Below are 16,956 nucleotides of genomic sequence, written 5' to 3' on the forward strand. Positions count from 1 at the left end.
TAGGACCGGATTCATCCGGGAAGAGCCCAGTGCAGCCAACTCACTCTTCAGAGTTGTCACTGGCCTCTTCGCGGGCAAGCCTCGCTTCAACGAGGGTTGTATGGGTTGATCAAGTCTTGTTGTGATCAATATCCAGGTTATAGAAGGTCGCCTTGCCGCCTTCATTGCTATAGCCGGAATGATCCTGCGTATATACCCCCGCCTTGAAGTACAGCGGCTTGTCACGCCAGGTGGCGCTGATCGGGGTGCTCCAGTTCATGTTTCTGGCGCTGACGCTTAGCTGGCCGCCGGGGCTGAGGTGGATGACGTATTTGAATTTCTCATTGAGCGGCACGCCTTCGGCGATCTGGACGACGCGGCTTTTCTTGTCGTCAAAGCGGTTGCGCACCTTGGCGACGATGTTTCCCGATCCGCTGCTGTCCTTGTACTGATACTCGACCTTCAGCATCGGCTCGGTGCTGTTATAGGCGTGGATCTGGCCGATGACGATTTTGCCGGAGGACGGAACCTGATTGACTTCCAGGGTGGCGTTCAAATAGTTGTCGGCGTCGGGATACAGCCAGTTGTGCAGCGACCCGTCCGACCAGGTTTCGCGCAGTTCACTGCGGGGGTAGATGGCGTTGGCGGTGCGTGCTCCGGTGACCGGCGCCCAGAAGAAAATCGAGCCGGAACCCGAGTTGAAATACTTGCCGTCGTAGCCTTTGACCAGCTGCGCGGTTTCGATGGTCTTCGGCGGCGAGCCTACCGGGATGCTCAGATTCCAAGAAGAAAGATCAATCATTTTTCAGTCGTCCACTATGTCTCATTGCCAGCACCAAGCGTCTAGCTCGCGGCTTTGGGGGTATTGGTTATACGGTCTGAAAAACTGTTTGTTAATGGAATTTTGTCGAGCCTCTGACGTCAAAGTGCCGCCATTTTCGCCGCACGGCTGACAGGGTAAGGGTTACAGCGCCCTACCGTTAGTCGGGTGGTGTTCAGTTTGTTGGTGGCATTTGGCTAGCTCGCTTCTGGTTTTTCCCGGACGGGTCTAGAGTGAAAGCCATTCGGATAAGGGTGTCACCCGATTCCCAGGCGTCAGGCCACAAAAAGAGAAGCAGCATGGAATGCGCGCAACCCAAGCCAAGTGATGGCTGTTCGGTTTTGTTAGTCGTCGATGACTATCCGGAAAATCTGGTAACGATGCGCGCCGTCCTCAATCGTCAGGATTGGTGCATTGTTACTGCGAGTTCCGGGATAGAAGCGCTGACGGTTCTCCTCGAAAGAGAGGTGGATCTGGTGCTGCTCGACGTTCAGATGCCTGGTATGGACGGATACGAAGTGGCGCGCCTGATGCGCGGCAGCCATCGAACGCGCTTGACGCCGATTATCTTTCTTACCGCCACCGAGCATTCACGGGACGCCGTCCACAAAGGCTATGCCAGCGGCGCGGTGGATTACCTGTTCAAACCCTTCGATCCCAACGTCCTCAAGCCCAAAGTGCAGGCATTGCTGGAGCAACAGCAGAATCGCCGCGCCCTGCAAAAGCTGTCGCTGGAGCTGGAGGAGGCCAGGGCGTTCAATGCCTCGGTGCTGGACAATATCGACGAAGGCATCCTGGTCATTGATGAGAAGGGGGTGATCAATTTTGCCAACCCGGCGATTTGTGGCTTGCTCGGCGCCGAAGCCGAGCAGCTGTGCGGAACGTCGCTGCTCGACTACCTGACCGAGCCGAGGGTGGTGGACTGGCACGAGTCGGGCTTTTATCGCCACTATCGCAGCGGCGAGTCCTATCGATTGCATGACGCAAGCCTGCGCACGACTTCCGGTTGCCAGCTGCCAGTGGCACTGTCATGCGCGCCATTGCCGGTGGAGCGTAAAGCCATGGTATTGAGCATTCGGGATATGTCAGTGGTGCGCGATCTGTATCGCCAGTTGGAGCAGCAGGCGGTCACCGATACCTTGACCGGGCTGCTCAATCGCCGTGGTTTTTACCAGACTGTCGAAAGCATGCTGTTGCGCAACGAGCAGGCCGGCAAGTTTCTGGTGCTGCTTTACCTCGATCTGGATGGCTTCAAGCGCATCAACGATTCCCTTGGCCACGATGCTGGCGATCAGGTGCTGCTCTGGGTTTCCCAGCAACTCAAGGAATGCATGCGCCCGTATGACGTACTGGCGCGCATGGGCGGCGACGAGTTTACCGTGGTCATCGACGGCCTGGACTTCCCTGAGCATGCCGCCAAAGTCGCGGAAAAACTGATTGAGCGCGTCTCGCTGCGCCGCCAGGTCGACGGCCTGGACATTACCCTGGGCGCCAGCATCGGCATCGCCACCTTCCCGGATTGCGGCGCCAATCTGGACGGTCTGCTGCGGGCCGCGGATATCGCCATGTATGAAGCCAAGCGCGCCGGGCGTCAGCAATACCGTTTCTTCGACCAGGAAATGAACGGCCGCGCCCGCTCGCGACTGATGCTGGAGGAAAGCGTACGCACGGCCATTGATGGCAAAGATTTTTCCATGGTCTATCAGCCGCAGGTCTTCATCGACGGTGGCCGCCTGCGGGGCTTCGAGGCGTTGTTGCGCTGGCAGCATCCCAGTGCCGGGGACGTACCGCCGGGGCTGTTTATTCCCTTGCTGGAAGAAACCCGTTTGATCACCAAACTCGGTGGCTGGATTTTCGAGCAGGGCGCGGCGCAGCGTAAGCGCTGGAACGAAGTCTTCGATGCCAATCTGGTGCTGAGCGTCAGCGTCAGTTCCACGCAGTTCAGCATGCCCAACCTGGCGTCTGAGTTGCATCGGGCAATGCAGCGTTTTGATCTGAAGCCGGGTCAGCTTGAGGTCGAGATTACCGAAAGCTCCCTGGTGCATAACCTGAATCACAGTCGCATGCAGATCCAGTTGCTGCATGATATTGGCGTTCGCGTGGCGCTGGATGACTTCGGGGTTGGCGAGTGTTCGCTGTCGCATTTGCGCAATCTGGACATCGACACCTTGAAGATTGATCGCAATTTCATCGCCAGCATGCTGGGCTCGGTTCGCGACCTGGCCGTTGCCAGGAGCATCATCGAGTTGTGTCGCAATCTGGATGTGCTGGTGATTGCCGAAGGCGTGGAAACCATCGAGCAATACCAATGGCTCAAAGACAATGGCTGCCAGTTGATTCAAGGGTTTCTGGTGGCGCATCCGATGATCGCCGAAGACGCGTTGCGCTTCCCGCAGCCGTTTGACTGGCAAGGGCTAAAACGCCGTTGAGTTCTGTACACTGCTGCCTTTGTCTTCTGCCTTAGAGATCAACAGCACCGCTCATGACAGCTTCAGCTCCGCTTAAATACCTTCAGGCTTATCCGCCCGCTCTTCAGGAGCAGGTGCGCCAGCTCATTGCCCAGGAAAAACTCGGCGATTATCTCCAGCAGCGTTATCCCGAGCGCCATGCGATCCAGAGCGACAAGGCGCTTTACGCCTACGCCCAGGCGATCAAGCAAGAGCATCTGCGCAATGCGCCGAACATCGACAAAGTGCTGTTCGACAATCGCCTGGACCTGACCCATCGCGCACTGGGCCTGCATTCGACGATTTCACGCATTCAGGGCGGCAAGCTCAAGGCCAAGAAAGAAATCCGCGTCGCCGCGCTGTTCAAGGACGCCGCGCCGGAGTTTCTGAAAATGATCGTCGTGCATGAACTGGCACACTTCAAGGAATCGGATCACAACAAGGCGTTCTATCAGCTGTGCGAACACATGCAGCCGGGGTATCACCAGTTGGAGTTCGATCTGCGGATTTACCTGACGTGGCGGGATATGTCGTAGGAGCGGCTTTAGCCGGGACCCCTCGCGGCTAAAGCCGCTCCTACGGTTGATTTTTATAGAACACGGAGTCAGACCATGGACGTCAGCAAGACCAAAAGCAGTTTCTACCGCCGGCTTTACGTGGCGTATCTGATCGACAGCCAGCTCGCCAGCAGCGTGCCAGCGTTGACCGAGATCACCGGCATGCCGCGTCGCACCGCGCAGGACACCATTGCAGCGCTGGCCGATCTGGATATTCAGTGCGAGTTCGAGCAGCAGGATGGCGCGCGCAATCACGCCGGGCATTACCGGATTCGTGACTGGGGCGCCATCGACCGCGACTGGATCACCCGGCACCTGGGGCAGATCAAAGCGGTGCTCGGTTATCCCTGACGGCGGCTGTTACTCCAGATCGCGACGCATGCCGACGTGCGGGATTTCATCTTCCAGATACACCTCACCGACCGGTTCGAAGCCGTAGCGGCTGTAATAACCTTGCAGGTGAGCTTGCGCGGACAGATAGATCGGCTGATCGGGCCATTTCTTCTCGGCGTTTTCCAGCGCTTGCTCCATCAATTCGTGACCAATGCCCCGGCTACGAATCGAAGGCGCGGTCACGACCCGGCCGATGGTCACGTCACCGCCTTGCTGTATCGGGTCGAGCAGGCGCAGATACGCCACCAGCTTGTCCTCGCGCCAGGCCATCAAGTGGCAGGTATCGCCCATCAGGTCCAGCCCGTCCACGTCCAGATACACGCATTGCTGCTCGACCACGAACACCTCGGCGCGCAATTGCAGGATCGCGTACAGCTGTTCTTTGCTGAGGTCGGTGTGATGTTTGCAGATCCATTTGATAGACATGTGGCTGACTCGAAGAAGAAACCTGACGCGAATACTAAACGCATCCGCGGGGTTGCCCAATAAAGTTACCCAAAAAACCTCCAGCCCCCGCCTTATCACGCTTTTTTTGCAAGATATCCGCGCAGAATATTCATTGAACAACCGCACAAATGCAGCATTCATATCGGTTGTGAAAAGGCCTGAATCAGTCTTCAATACAGGCAACTCGCCATTAGTCGTGCGACGCTACCCGAACGCACATTTGACGTGATTGCCTCGCCTATCTCAGGAAAATGAGCATGCCGTGTTTGCTTCGAGCAGTGGGGTTGCTGGGATGGTTGCTGGTGGCGCAGGCCGGCGCGGGAGAAAAGCTTCGTCTGGTGGCCGATCTCTGGCCACCGTTCACGGACAACACCTTGCTCAATGGCGGGCTGGCGACCGATCTGGTCAGTACCGCGCTCAAACGCGCCGGGTATGACACCGAGTGCCAGCAGGTGCCATGGGCGCGGGCGTTGAACGGCGTGGGTGAAGGGCGCTATGACGTACTGGTCAATGCGTGGTTCAACCAGGAACGCACCAAGCTAGGCCTGTTCTCCTCCGAATATTTGCTCAACCGGGTGCGTTTTCTAAAGCGCAGCCGATCCAGCGTCGAGTACCGGGAACTGTATCAACTCTACGAACGGCCCATTGCCGTGGTGCGCGGCTATACCTATTCAGCGGAATTCGACAGCGACGAGATGCTGGAAAAGGTTCCGGTCAACGATTTTTCCATGGCCGTGCGCATGGTGGTTGCCGGACGTGTCGATCTGGCTGTAGAAGACGAATTTGTCGCCCGCTTCTATCTGTCTCAGGAATCCAGAGCCGTACGTGACGCGATTGAGTTCCTGCCCAAGTCATTGAGCGAGAACAGCCTGCATATTCTGGTCAGCCTGAAAAATCCGCATCGGGAAGAGATCGTCGCCAACTTCAATCGCGAGATTGCCGCGATGAAAGCTGACGGCAGTTACGATGCGTTATTCAGGCAGCATGGCTTGTAGCTTCTTCCGGGGCTTTGATCAGGTGCGCGGCCAGGGTTCGCAACGGTCCCAATTGGCGACAGATCAACGCCAGCTGGGTTTGCACCAGACGCTGGCTCTCATCCAGTTCGTCGGGCATCTGCTCCAGTTCAGCCGCCAGGTGTTCTTCCGCGTCGCTTTGAATCGCGACCGGTTTCTTCTCGGCCAGGCTTTGCGCGATTTCATCGATACTGGCGGCCAGCGTCGCGCCCGCACCTTCGATCAGGTGCTCGCGGACTTCGCTCGGTAGTTGAGTCTCCCGATGCGCGCCCAACCCTGACAAATAACTCAGCAAGGTGTGCGAAAGCACCAGGAAGCGGAACCCGACATCCGCTTCCTTACGGAAATGCCCCGGTTCCATGAGCATGTTGGCCAGCGTGGTGGACAGCGCCGCGTCGGCATTGTGCGCGTTGCGGCGAGCGAGGCGATAAGCCAGGTCGTCGCTTTTGCCATGGGCGTATTGCTGCATGATCTGGCGCAAGTAAATGCTGTTGCAGGTGAGGGTATTGGCCAGCACCTTGTTCAAGCGCCGCCCTTGCCAGTCCGGCAGGAACAGGAACACCGCCAGCCCGGCAATCAGGCTGCCGAGCAAGGTATCGAACAAGCGCGGCAGGAACAGCCCGTAGCCGTCGCCCACCTGATTGAAACAGAACAGCACCATCACCGTAATCGCGGCGGTGGACAAGGTGTAGCGCGTGGTGCGGTTGACGAAGAACACCACGCCGGCCAGCACCGCGCACATCGATTGCAGAATCGGGCTGGTGATCAGATCGAACAGCGCCCAGCCGATCGTCAGGCCGATGGCGGTGCCGATAATCCGCTGCCCCAGCTTGCGGCGGGTCGCGCCGTAACTGGGCTGGCAAACGAAAACCGTGGTCAGGATGATCCAGTAGCCCTGGGACGGGTGAATCAGGTGAACCATGGCGTAACCGACCGTCAACGCCAGCGGCAGGCGCAAGGCGTGACGAAACAGCAGTGACGTCGGTGTCAGCTGCAGGCGCAGGCGATTCCAGGCATCCTTGAAGTTGCGCGGCGAGCGATCCAGCAGCGAACTGTCGGTGGCATCGGCCACGGCGTCCGGATTGCTGGCGTCTTTGATGAGGCGATCAAGCGTGCCAAGGTTGGCGGCCAGGGCGCGCAAGGAGCGCAACAGCCCGCGCCAGGCCGGATTGCTCTGGATGCGCAGGTGTTCCAGCGAGGCCTGTAAATCTTCCATGGCATACGCGAAGCTGTCGTCATACACGAACGGCTGGCGCAGCTGGATGGATTCGGACAGTGCCTGGCAGGCCACGCCTTGTTGCCGCAGCAGGCGCTGACAGCGAAACAGCACGTCGCTGTGGAAGAACGCTTCGGCCAGCGAGTTGTACGGGTAATGCGATGAGCTGGCGCGCTCGTGAATGTCCTGAGCGATGAAATACAGCTTCAGGTAGCGACTGACCTTCGAACCAGGTCGGCCATTGCCTACCCGATGCAGGATGATTTCCTTGGTGGCATTCAGTGCTGCCACCACGCGGCCGTTCTGCTGCGCCAGTTCCAGGCGTCGGGCTTCGACATCCAGCTGGCGGATCGGCTCGAACAGGCTTGATTTGAGCTTCAGGTATTGCCCCAGCTCGCGAAACAGGCGGGCCAGCGCCTGTTGCACCGGCTGATTGGAAAACAGCATCTGCCACAACACCGACAGCAACCCGTACCAGGCCGCGCCTGCCACCAGCAGCATCGGCTCATGCCAGAAATCCAGCACTTCGCCGCCGCGCTGGTCGACGCCGATCATGGTGTACACCGACAGAATCAGCGTGCCGTAAGCGATGGCGCTGTAGCGCTCGCCCAAGGCGCCGAGCATCGTCAGGCAAAACGCCGCCAGGGCGAACGAGCAGACAAACAGAATCGGGTAGGGAAACAGCAGTTCCACGGCCAGCGCGGCGATGCTGAAACACACCAGCGTCACCGCCAGGGCATTGAGGCGGCCTTGCCAGCTGTCATCGGTTTCGGCCAGCGCGCTGGCGATAATCCCCAGAAACAACGGGATCAACAAGCCCATTTCGTTCTGGTACCAGCACAGCGCCATGCTGCCGGTCAGCGCGATGAAGACGCGAACGCTGTAACTGAATTTATCCAGCGCCCACAGACGACGGAACGTGTGACGAAGAGATTTCGATGCCATAGAAGAGCTGACGGCCTTGTTCGCGATTGATCGATCCTGCACCCGGATATGTACAGGCCTGAGTGAGGTCTGTACATATCGATAAGCAAAATTGTAGGACCGGCTTTAGCCGGGAAGGCTGTTTTCCAGGCGCTGCAGATGCATCGGATGTACTGGCCTCTTCCCGGCTAAAGCCGGTCCCACATAGGCACATATACGGTGTTCGCTGGACGCAAAATTTCTACAGACTCGCGCTCAACTATCGCTTCATCAAGCCCGAACACGCCGCTTTATACGCCTCATGCTGATATTTGTTCAGCGAGGCGGGCAGGGCGAAGTCGTGTTTCTTGTTTTGCGCATTGATGGTTTGCGGCGACATCAGCGTCACTTCGCAATCAGATAGCAGCTGAAAGATCGTTTCGATCTTGAAGGTGGTCGGGCCGCCCGCGAACTCGCCTTTCTTGCTGCGCTTCTTGATCACGATATGACTGATGCCGTTCTCGCGCACAAAGCTGGCAATCTGCGTCGCGAAGGCTTTGACGTTGACTGACTCGTCGTCGTCTTCCAGAGCAATCTTCTTGGTCGCCAGCGGCAAATGTTCGATGCCGCCATGCTGCAGGGTCGCGAGGGCGAAAATAGCCTCGCTGCCTTTGATTTCCACGCCGCAAATAATCATGAGAAAGCCTTAACTACAAAGTCCGAAATTTATAAGGCCGACACGATAGCCCATCGAAAAACGTCATTCCTGGGCAATCGACTCCAGGTATTCCGACCGCTCATCGCTCATGCGCGCCAAGCAGTCATTCTCGGCGATGGTGAACGCCTTGCTACCAGCAGCGGCCGGGAAGACTTCCACGGCGCAGTCAGCGTCGCGCAGTTTTTGCCAGGCTTGCTGGGCGGTCTTGAGCTTGCCGGTGAAATAGTCGAATTGCGCCTTGTTGGCACCGAATTGGGTCTGCACCCGCTGCAACAGGTTCTGGAAGTTCTCGGTGAGCAGCTGCTCGGCGGTTTCGCGGCTGTATTTCGAGCACTCCAGGGTCTGCTTGTCCTCATCGACGCCGTCGCAAGGCGTGGCATCGGGGTTTGTAGCAGCGTGAGCGCCAGTAATGCCGGTCGCCAGAAGCGCCAAAGTCAGGAAAACCGTTTTCATCGAGTCGCTCCGATTCATTGATGCGTTGAATTCTGGCCCATGCGCGAGGCAAAGAACAGGTTTGCGACACAGACGGCAGCGGCGTCCTGTCGCCCATTGTCGTTTCTTGACGCTTTCGGCAAACCCCCTGTCGTTTTTGCACCCGGCTCGCCTGACCCTCCGGCATATGCTGGCCCCAATAGCGCCGACATACGTTTCGGCGCGCAAGCACCTAATAAGGGGACAGCCTGATGAGCCCAGCCGAACTGCACGCCGACAGCATCGTTATTGACGGGCTGATCATTGCCAAGTGGAACCGTGAGCTGTTTGAAGACATGCGCAAGGGCGGCCTGACCATGGCCAACTGCACAGTCTCGGTATGGGAAGGTTTCCAGGCCACCATCAACAGCATCTGCACCAGCCAGAAACTGATGCGCGAGAACAGCGACCTGGTCATGCCGGTGCGCACCACTGCCGACATCCGCAAGGCCAAGGAACAGGGCAAGACCGGCATCCTGTTCGGCTTCCAGAATGCCCATGCGTATGAAGACCAGATCGGCTACGTCGAGATCTTCAAGCAGCTGGGCGTCGGTATCGTGCAAATGTGCTACAACACCCAGAACCTGGTCGGCACCGGTTGCTATGAACGTGATGGCGGACTGTCCGGTTTCGGTCGTGAAATCGTCGCCGAAATGAACCGCGTCGGCGTCATGTGCGACCTGTCCCACGTGGGCTCCAAGACCTCCGAAGAAGTCATCCTCGAATCGAAAAAACCGGTCTGCTATTCGCACTGCCTGCCGTCCGGCCTGAAAGAACACCCGCGCAACAAGTCTGACGAAGAGCTGAAGTTCATTGCCGATCACGGCGGTTTCGTCGGCGTGACCATGTTCGCGCCGTTCCTCGCCAAAGGCATCGACTCCACCATCGACGACTACGCCGAAGCCATCGAATACGTGATGAACATCGTCGGCGAAGACTCCATCGGCATCGGCACCGACTTCACCCAGGGCCATGGCCAGGACTTCTTCGAATACCTGACTCACGACAAGGGCTACGCGCGCCGCCTGACCAGTTTCGGCAAGATCATCAACCCGCTGGGCATCCGCACCGTGGGCGAGTTCCCGAACCTGACCGAAACCCTGCTCAGACGCGGCCATCCCGAGCGCGTGGTGCGCAAGATCATGGGCGAAAACTGGGTCAACGTATTGAAAGACGTCTGGGGCGAATAACCCACCGACGCCAGACCGCAACCCTCGATGAATTGAATATCCCACTGCCATTTTCGCAGTGGGCGACCCCCGAATTTCTGGAGTTTGACCCCATGGCTAAAATCGCCCCGCAACTGCCTATCGAAGTCGACAGCGAAACCGGTGTCTGGACCTCCGACGCATTGCCGATGCTCTACGTGCCGCGCCACTTTTTCGTCAACAACCACATGGGCATCGAAGAAGTGCTGGGCGCTGATGCCTACGCCGACATTCTCTACAAGGCCGGCTACAAATCCGCTTGGCACTGGTGTGAAAAAGAAGCCGAATGCCACGGCCTGGAAGGCGTTGCGGTGTTCGAGCATTACATGAAGCGGCTGTCGCAGCGCGGCTGGGGCCTGTTCAAGATCCAGGACATCGACCTGGAAAAAGGCACCGCCAGCATCAAGCTTGAGCACTCGTGCTTCGTGTACGTCTACGGCAAGGTCGGTCGCAAGGTCGATTACATGTTCACCGGCTGGTTCGCCGGTGCCATGGACCAGATCCTCGCCGCCAAGGGCAGTTCGATCCGCACCGTGGCCGAGCAGGTCTACGGCGGTTCGGAAGAAGGTCACGACGACGGCCTGTTTATCGTCAAGCCGTTGTAAGTCGAGGTACGCAAAATGGCTTTCGAAGCGATGTTCCAGCCGATTCAAATCGGTAAATTGACTATCCGCAACCGCGTATTGAGCACGGCCCATGCCGAGGTCTACGCGACCGATGGCGGCATGACCACTGACCGCTACGTGAAGTACTACGAAGAGAAAGCCAAGGGCGGCATCGGCCTGGCGATCTGCGGCGGCTCGTCAAGCGTCGCTATCGATAGCCCGCAAGGCTGGTGGAAATCGGTCAACCTGGCGACCGACAAGATCATCCCGCACTTCCAGAATCTCGCTGACGCCATGCACAAGCACGGCGCCAAGATCATGATCCAGATTACCCACATGGGCCGCCGTTCCCGTTGGGATGGCGATCACTGGCCGACCTTGCTGTCGCCGTCGGGCATCCGCGAGCCGGTGCACCGCGCGACCTGCAAGACCATCGAGCCGGAAGAAATCTGGCGCGTGATCGGCAACTACGCCAGCGCTGCGGCGCGGGCCAAGGCCGGTGGCCTGGATGGCGTCGAGCTGTCCGCCGTGCACCAGCACATGATCGACCAGTTCTGGAGCCCGCGCGTCAACAAGCGTACCGATGAGTGGGGCGGCAGCTTCGAAAACCGCATGCGCTTTGGTCTGGAAGTGATCAAGGCCGTGCGCAAGGAAGTCGGCCCCGATTTCTGCGTTGGCCTGCGTCTGTGCGGCGACGAGTTCCATCCCGATGGCTTGAGCCACGAAGACATGAAGGAAATCGCCAAGTACTACGACGATACCGGCATGATCGATTTCATTGGCGTCGTGGGCTCGGGTTGCGACACCCACAACACCCTGGCCAACGTTATCCCGAACATGAGTTATCCACCGGAGCCGTTCCTGCATCTGGCGGCCGGTATCAAGGAAGTGGTCAAGTCGCCGGTGCTGCACGCGCAGAACATCAAGGATCCGAATCAGGCCACGCGGATTCTCGAAGGCGGCTACGTGGACATGGTCGGCATGACCCGCGCGCACATTGCCGACCCGCACCTGATCGCCAAGATCAAGATGGGCCAGATCGATCAGATCAAGCAATGTGTCGGCGCCAACTACTGCATCGACCGCCAGTACCAAGGCCTGGACGTGCTGTGCATCCAGAACGCCGCGACGTCCCGTGAATACATGGGCGTGCCGCACATCATCGAGAAATCCACCGGCGTCAAACGCAAGGTTGTGGTGGTCGGTGCCGGTCCGGCGGGCATGGAAGCCGCACGGGTTTCCGCCGAGCGCGGCCATGACGTGACGCTGTTCGAGAAGAAGGAATTCATCGGCGGGCAGATCACCACCGCCTCGAAAGCGCCGCAACGTGACCAGATCGCCGGCATCACCCGCTGGTTCCAGCTGGAACTGGCACGCCTGAAAGTCGATTTGCGTCTGGGCACGGCTGCCGACGCGGCGACCATCCTCGATCTGCGCCCGGATATCGTGGTGCTGGCGGTGGGCGGTCATCCGTTTCTGGAGCAGAACGAACACTGGGGCGCGGCTGAAGGCCTGGTGGTCAGCAGTTGGGACATCCTCGACGGCAAGGTGGCACCGGGCAAGAACGTGCTGGTCTACGACACCATTTGCGAGTTTACCGGCATGTCCGCCGCCGATTTCCTGGCCGATAAAGGCTGCCAGGTCGAGATCGTCACCGACGACATCAAGCCGGGCGTTGCCATCGGCGGTACGTCATTCCCGACGTACTACCGCAGCATGTATCCCAAGGAAGTGATCATGACCGGCGACATGATGCTGGAAAAGGTCTACCGCGAAGGCGACAAGCTGGTGGCGGTGCTGGAGAACGAATACACCGGTGCCAAAGAGGAGCGGGTGGTGGATCAGGTGGTCGTCGAAAACGGCGTGCGGCCTGACGAAGAAATCTACTACGCCCTCAAGGAAGCCTCGCGCAACAAAGGCCAGATCGACATCGAAGCCTTGTTCGCCATCCAGCCGCAGCCCTGTTTGAGCGAGCCGGGTGACGGGTATCTGCTGTTCCGCATCGGCGATTGCGTGGCGCAGCGTAATACCCATGCCGCGATCTATGACGGCTTGCGTCTCTGCAAGGATTTCTAACGGCAGCCGCAAGCTACAAGCCTCAAGCTGCAAGTAAAAGCACAGCGGTTGCAGCTGCTCTTTCTTGTGGCTTGAAGCTTGCGGCTTGAAGCTTGAGGGCACCTCAATGTTAAACACTCTTCTCCCCATCCTGCTGTTCGCCGCCCTGGGCCTTGCTGTCCTCGGCGCGGTGCGGCGGGTAAGAATGTGGCGCAATGGCCGAGCCTCGGCAGTCGATCTGCTCGGCGGTCTGCTGGCCATGCCCAAACGCTACATGGTCGATCTGCACCATGTGGTGGCTCGCGATAAATACATCGCCAACACTCACGTGGCCACGGCTGGCGGCGCGGTGGCGTCCATTGCGCTGGCGATTCTGGTGCATGGTTTCGGCCTGCAGAACCGCATTCTCGGCTTTGCCCTGTTGATCGCATCGGCGGTGATGTTCGGCGGCGCGATCTTCATGTTTCTGCGGCGGCTCAACCCACCCGCGCGCCTGTCCAAAGGCCCGTGGATGCGCTTGCCGAAAAGCCTGCTGGCGTTCTCGGCGAGTTTCTTCCTGCTGACCTTGCCGGTGGCGGGTATTCTTCCGCAAAATTTCGGCGGTTGGGTGCTGGCGGCGATTCTGGGCGTCGGCGTGTTGTGGGGCGTGTGCGAATTGTTCCTCGGCATGACCTGGGGCGGACCGATGAAGCACGCCTTCGCGGGCGCGCTGCACCTGGCCTGGCACCGTCGCGCCGAGCGCTTTGGCGGTGGTCGTTCAACCGGCCTCAAACCGCTGGACCTGAATGACAAGACCGCGCCGCTGGGCGTGGAAAAACCCAAGGATTTCACCTGGAACCAACTGCTCGGTTTTGACGCCTGCGTGCAGTGCGGCAAGTGCGAAGCCGCTTGCCCCGCCTTCGCCGCCGGCCAGCCGCTAAACCCGAAAAAGCTCATTCAAGACATGGTCGTCGGTCTGGCGGGCGGCACCGATGCGAACTTCGCCGGCAGTGCTTATCCGGGCAAGAAGATCGGCGAGCACAGCGGCAATCCTCATCAACCCATCGTCGATGGTCTGGTGGACGCCGAAACTTTATGGTCCTGCACCACGTGCCGGGCTTGCGTTGAAGAATGCCCGATGATGATCGAGCACGTGGACGCCATCGTCGACATGCGCCGCCATCTGACTCTGGAAAAAGGCGCGACGCCGAACAAGGGCGCCGAAGTGCTGGAAAACCTGATCGCCACCGACAATCCCGGCGGTTTCGCGCCGGGCGGACGGATGAACTGGGCGGCGGATTTGAACCTGAATCTGCTCGCCGACAAGAAGTCCGTCGACGTGCTGTTCTGGGTCGGCGACGGCGCGTTCGACATGCGTAACCAGCGCACTTTGCGCGCCTTCGTCAAAGTCCTCAAGGCCGCCAAAGTCGACTTCGCGGTACTTGGCCTGGAAGAACGCGACAGCGGCGACGTGGCTCGCCGCCTGGGTGATGAAGCCACATTCCAGATGCTCGCCAAACGTAATATCCAGACCTTGGCCAAGTACAGCTTCAAGCGCATCGTCACCTGCGATCCGCACAGTTTCCACGTGTTGAAAAACGAGTACGGCGCGTTCGATGGCAACTACCTCGTGCAGCACCACAGCACTTACATGGCGGAACTGATCGGCGATGGCGCACTGAATCTGGGCCAGCACAAAGGCACCAGCGTGACCTATCACGATCCTTGTTATCTGGGCCGCTACAACGGCGAGTACGAAGCGCCGCGTGATGTGCTGCGCGCGCTGGGCATCGAGATCAAGGAAATGCAGCGTTCCGGTTTTCGCTCGCGCTGCTGCGGCGGGGGCGGCGGTGCGCCGATCACCGACATTCCCGGCAAGCAGCGGATTCCCGACATGCGCATGGAAGACATCCGCGAAACCGGCGCCGAACTGGTGGCCGTCGGTTGCCCGCAATGCACGGCGATGCTTGAAGGCGTGGTCGAACCCCGTCCGCTGATCAAGGACATTGCCGAACTGGTCGCTGATGCGCTGTTGGAAGACGTTATCCCCAACAAACCCGCGCCGATCAAACGTGAACCTGCGGAGGTGCATTGATGAGCGACATTATCCGCCGCGACCCTCGTGCTGAATGGATCGCCCGCAACCGCTTGCATCCCTTGCACGCGGCCATGCAGCCGAGCCAAAGCAGCTGGATGGGCCCCAACGGCCTGATGCGCAAGAATGTGCACGGCATTGGTTTCATCGGACCCAACGGCATCAAACGCATTGACCGCAGCGGCGCGCAGCAAGGCGGCGTGGTCAAACGCTCAGCGGCTGCCGAAGTGCAATTGCCGCTGCATCAAGTCGTCGAACCGGCCTTCTATATAAGTGTGGTGCCGGACATGGTCGGCGGACGCCTGAGTGCCCATGACCGCGATCTGCTCGGGCTCGCCCATCAATTGGCCGGGCAGACCGGCGCGGTGCTGGCCGTGGTATTCGGCGAGCACAAGGAAAACACTTTCGGCACGGCGGGCGTTGATCGCTTGCTGGTGCTTGATGGCGTTGAGTTCAGCGGTTATGCCCCGGAGCAACGAGTTCAAGGTCTGCGGGCTGTGGATAACCAGTTCAGCCCACGGCATTGGTTGCTGCCGGACAGTCGCAGCGGTGGCGGTGAGCTGGGTCGTCGATTCGCCGCCAGCCTGGGCGAACGGCCGGCGACGCGGGTCTGGCAAGTCACCGATAACCAGTGCATCGGCCGTGCCGGTGCGGGTCGCGAGGACCTGGCCAGGCCATTGGCGCGACTGATTCTGGCCGGTGTCGAATGCGCCGAGCCGGTCAGCGAAACCCGTCATGAAGCCCTGCCGGTGGAGTTATCCACAGCCGTGGCGCGCAGCCTGTCGCGTATTGAAGATCTGGGCGCGGTCGCGGTTGATCCGGCGGTCATTCCCATGGCCGAGGCCGAGTTCATCTTCTCCGGCGGCAACGGCGTCAAGGATTGGGACCTGTTTCACGAGACGGCTGCGGCCCTCGGCGCGACCGAAGGTGCTTCGCGGGTCGCGGTGGACGACGGCTTCATGGCTCGTGATCGGCAGGTCGGCGCCAGCGGTACCTGGGTGACTGCGCGGGTGTACGTCGCGGTCGGTATTTCCGGCGCGATCCAGCATCTGCAAGGGATAGGCGCGTGCGACAAGGTCGTGGCGATCAATCTCGACCCAGGTTGCGACATGATCAAGCGTGCGGATTTGTCGGTAATCGGCGAAAGCGCGGAGATTCTCAAAGCGCTGATCGAAGCGGTCGAAATATGGCGCAATGGAGCAAAACGAGATGCGGCCTGAGCCTATTGCTGCAACCAACAGCAGCCTGCCTGTGGATAAAACCAGTTTGCACGTGATCAGCCTGGTGTCCATCGGCGCGCACCCGACTTCCGGTCGCGCCCGTCGCGCCGAACAGGACGCCCGCGCCGTCGAGCTGGGTTTGCAACTGGCCGGCAATAACCTGCACGTGCTGCACGCCGGCAATGCCGAAGAACCTGCTTTGCGCGCTTATCTGGGCATGGGCCTGGATGAACTGCATGTGCTGGAACAACCGGAAAATGCCGACGCGCTGCCTGCGCTGACGGATTACATCCGCGAGTCCGGGGTGCAGATGGTGCTCACCGGCAGCCAGGCGGAAACCGGCGAAGGCTCGGGCATGCTGCCGTTCCTGCTGGCGGAAAATCTCGGCTGGCCGCTGGTGGTCGGTATGGCGGAAGTGGAGTCGGTCAGCAATGGTGTCGCGCAGGTGCTGCAAGCCTTGCCTCGCGGCCAACGTCGACGCTTGAAAGTGCGTCTGCCGTTTCTGGCAACCGTGGATAACGCCGCGCCCAAACCCCGGCAAAGCGCTTACGGCCCGGCGCAACGCGGCGGCCTGGACGTTGAGCACGTCGAGATCGTGACGGATGAGCTGCTTATCGATTCATCCCTGCAACCGGCCAAGCCCCGGCCCAAACGCCTGAAAGTGATCAAGGCCAAAAGCGGCGCGGATCGCATGAAAGCCGCAACGGCCAAAGCCAGCGGTGGCGGCGGGCAAGTCCTCAAAGGCGTCACCCCCCAGGAAGGCGCCGAAGCGATTCTCAAATTGTTGGTTGAAGAGGGTGTGGTCAGGTAATTGGTAAGGACACTGTAGG

General features: G+C 59.5%; 15 protein-coding genes. 10 read left to right on the plus strand and 5 right to left on the minus strand.

Features of this window, described 5'->3' with window-relative positions; genetic code table 11:
• Positions 1-109: 109 nt before the first annotated feature.
• On the minus strand, positions 110-781 hold the full coding sequence (locus CFII64_RS16135) for a polysaccharide lyase family 7 protein (protein ID WP_020291872.1): 672 nt from the start codon (positions 779-781) through the stop codon (positions 110-112).
• Positions 782-1,098: 317 nt separating this feature from the next.
• Between CFII64_RS16135 and CFII64_RS16140 the strand changes: the two genes are divergently transcribed.
• The 3 genes from CFII64_RS16140 (at position 1,099) to CFII64_RS16150 (ending at position 4,154) form a co-directional block, all read left to right on the plus strand.
• On the plus strand, positions 1,099-3,228 hold the full coding sequence (locus CFII64_RS16140; RefSeq protein WP_020291873.1) for a bifunctional diguanylate cyclase/phosphodiesterase: 2,130 nt from the start codon (positions 1,099-1,101) through the stop codon (positions 3,226-3,228).
• Between the two features lie 53 nt (positions 3,229-3,281).
• Entirely contained in the window at positions 3,282-3,782 is a 501-nt protein-coding gene (locus CFII64_RS16145) for a M48 family metallopeptidase (RefSeq protein ID WP_044901428.1), read from the plus strand.
• Positions 3,783-3,857: 75 nt separating this feature from the next.
• Positions 3,858-4,154, plus strand: coding sequence for a helix-turn-helix domain-containing protein (locus CFII64_RS16150; protein WP_020291875.1), 297 nt, complete (start codon positions 3,858-3,860; stop codon positions 4,152-4,154).
• A 9-nt stretch (positions 4,155-4,163) separates the two neighbouring features.
• Here the strand turns inward: CFII64_RS16150 and CFII64_RS16155 are convergent, their stop codons facing one another.
• A complete protein-coding gene (locus CFII64_RS16155; RefSeq protein ID WP_020291876.1) occupies positions 4,164-4,622 on the minus strand; it encodes a GNAT family N-acetyltransferase in 459 nt (152 codons plus the stop codon).
• Positions 4,623-4,900: 278 nt separating this feature from the next.
• On the opposite strand from CFII64_RS16155, the gene CFII64_RS16160 reads away from it, so the two are divergent.
• A complete protein-coding gene (locus CFII64_RS16160) occupies positions 4,901-5,638 on the plus strand; it encodes an ABC transporter substrate-binding protein (protein ID WP_020291877.1) in 738 nt (245 codons plus the stop codon).
• Here the strand turns inward: CFII64_RS16160 and yccS are convergent.
• The 3 genes from yccS to CFII64_RS16175 form a co-directional block, all read right to left on the minus strand.
• A complete protein-coding gene (gene yccS / locus CFII64_RS16165) occupies positions 5,619-7,817 on the minus strand; it encodes a YccS family putative transporter (RefSeq protein WP_020291878.1) in 2,199 nt (732 codons plus the stop codon). The genes CFII64_RS16160 and yccS overlap by 20 nt on opposite strands.
• A 238-nt stretch (positions 7,818-8,055) precedes the next feature.
• Entirely contained in the window at positions 8,056-8,472 is a 417-nt protein-coding gene (locus CFII64_RS16170; RefSeq protein ID WP_020291879.1) for a DUF3010 family protein, read from the minus strand.
• Positions 8,473-8,535: 63 nt separating this feature from the next.
• Entirely contained in the window at positions 8,536-8,946 is a 411-nt protein-coding gene (locus tag CFII64_RS16175; protein WP_020291880.1) for a lysozyme inhibitor LprI family protein, read from the minus strand.
• Positions 8,947-9,176: 230 nt separating this feature from the next.
• On the opposite strand from CFII64_RS16175, the gene CFII64_RS16180 reads away from it, so the two are divergent.
• The 6 genes from CFII64_RS16180 to CFII64_RS16205 all read left to right on the plus strand — a co-directional run bounded on the left by CFII64_RS16180 (position 9,177) and on the right by CFII64_RS16205 (position 16,937).
• A complete protein-coding gene (locus tag CFII64_RS16180; protein ID WP_020291881.1) occupies positions 9,177-10,154 on the plus strand; it encodes a dipeptidase in 978 nt (325 codons plus the stop codon).
• A 92-nt stretch (positions 10,155-10,246) separates the two neighbouring features.
• Entirely contained in the window at positions 10,247-10,777 is a 531-nt protein-coding gene (locus CFII64_RS16185) for a DUF5943 domain-containing protein (RefSeq protein ID WP_020291882.1), read from the plus strand.
• A gap of 15 nt (positions 10,778-10,792) precedes the next feature.
• Positions 10,793-12,853: a dimethylglycine demethylation protein DgcA gene (gene dgcA, locus CFII64_RS16190; protein WP_020291883.1), complete on the plus strand. Its 2,061-nt coding sequence runs from the start codon at positions 10,793-10,795 to the stop codon at positions 12,851-12,853.
• A 106-nt stretch (positions 12,854-12,959) separates the two neighbouring features.
• Positions 12,960-14,906 carry a dimethylglycine demethylation protein DgcB gene (gene dgcB, locus CFII64_RS16195; RefSeq protein ID WP_020291884.1) on the plus strand — a complete coding sequence of 649 codons (1,947 nt, stop codon included), beginning with the start codon at positions 12,960-12,962 and terminating at the stop codon, positions 14,904-14,906.
• A complete protein-coding gene (locus CFII64_RS16200) occupies positions 14,906-16,126 on the plus strand; it encodes an electron transfer flavoprotein subunit alpha/FixB family protein (protein WP_020291885.1) in 1,221 nt (406 codons plus the stop codon). Before dgcB ends, CFII64_RS16200 begins: the two co-directional genes overlap by 1 nt.
• Positions 16,116-16,937, plus strand: coding sequence for a putative electron transfer flavoprotein, beta subunit (locus CFII64_RS16205; protein ID WP_020291886.1), 822 nt, complete (start codon positions 16,116-16,118; stop codon positions 16,935-16,937). The genes CFII64_RS16200 and CFII64_RS16205 overlap by 11 nt, the downstream gene beginning before the upstream one ends.
• Positions 16,938-16,956 lie beyond the last annotated feature (19 nt).

Origin of the sequence: Pseudomonas sp. CFII64 (assembly GCF_000416235.1) — a bacterium.
In the GTDB taxonomy this organism is placed as follows: domain Bacteria; phylum Pseudomonadota; class Gammaproteobacteria; order Pseudomonadales; family Pseudomonadaceae; genus Aquipseudomonas.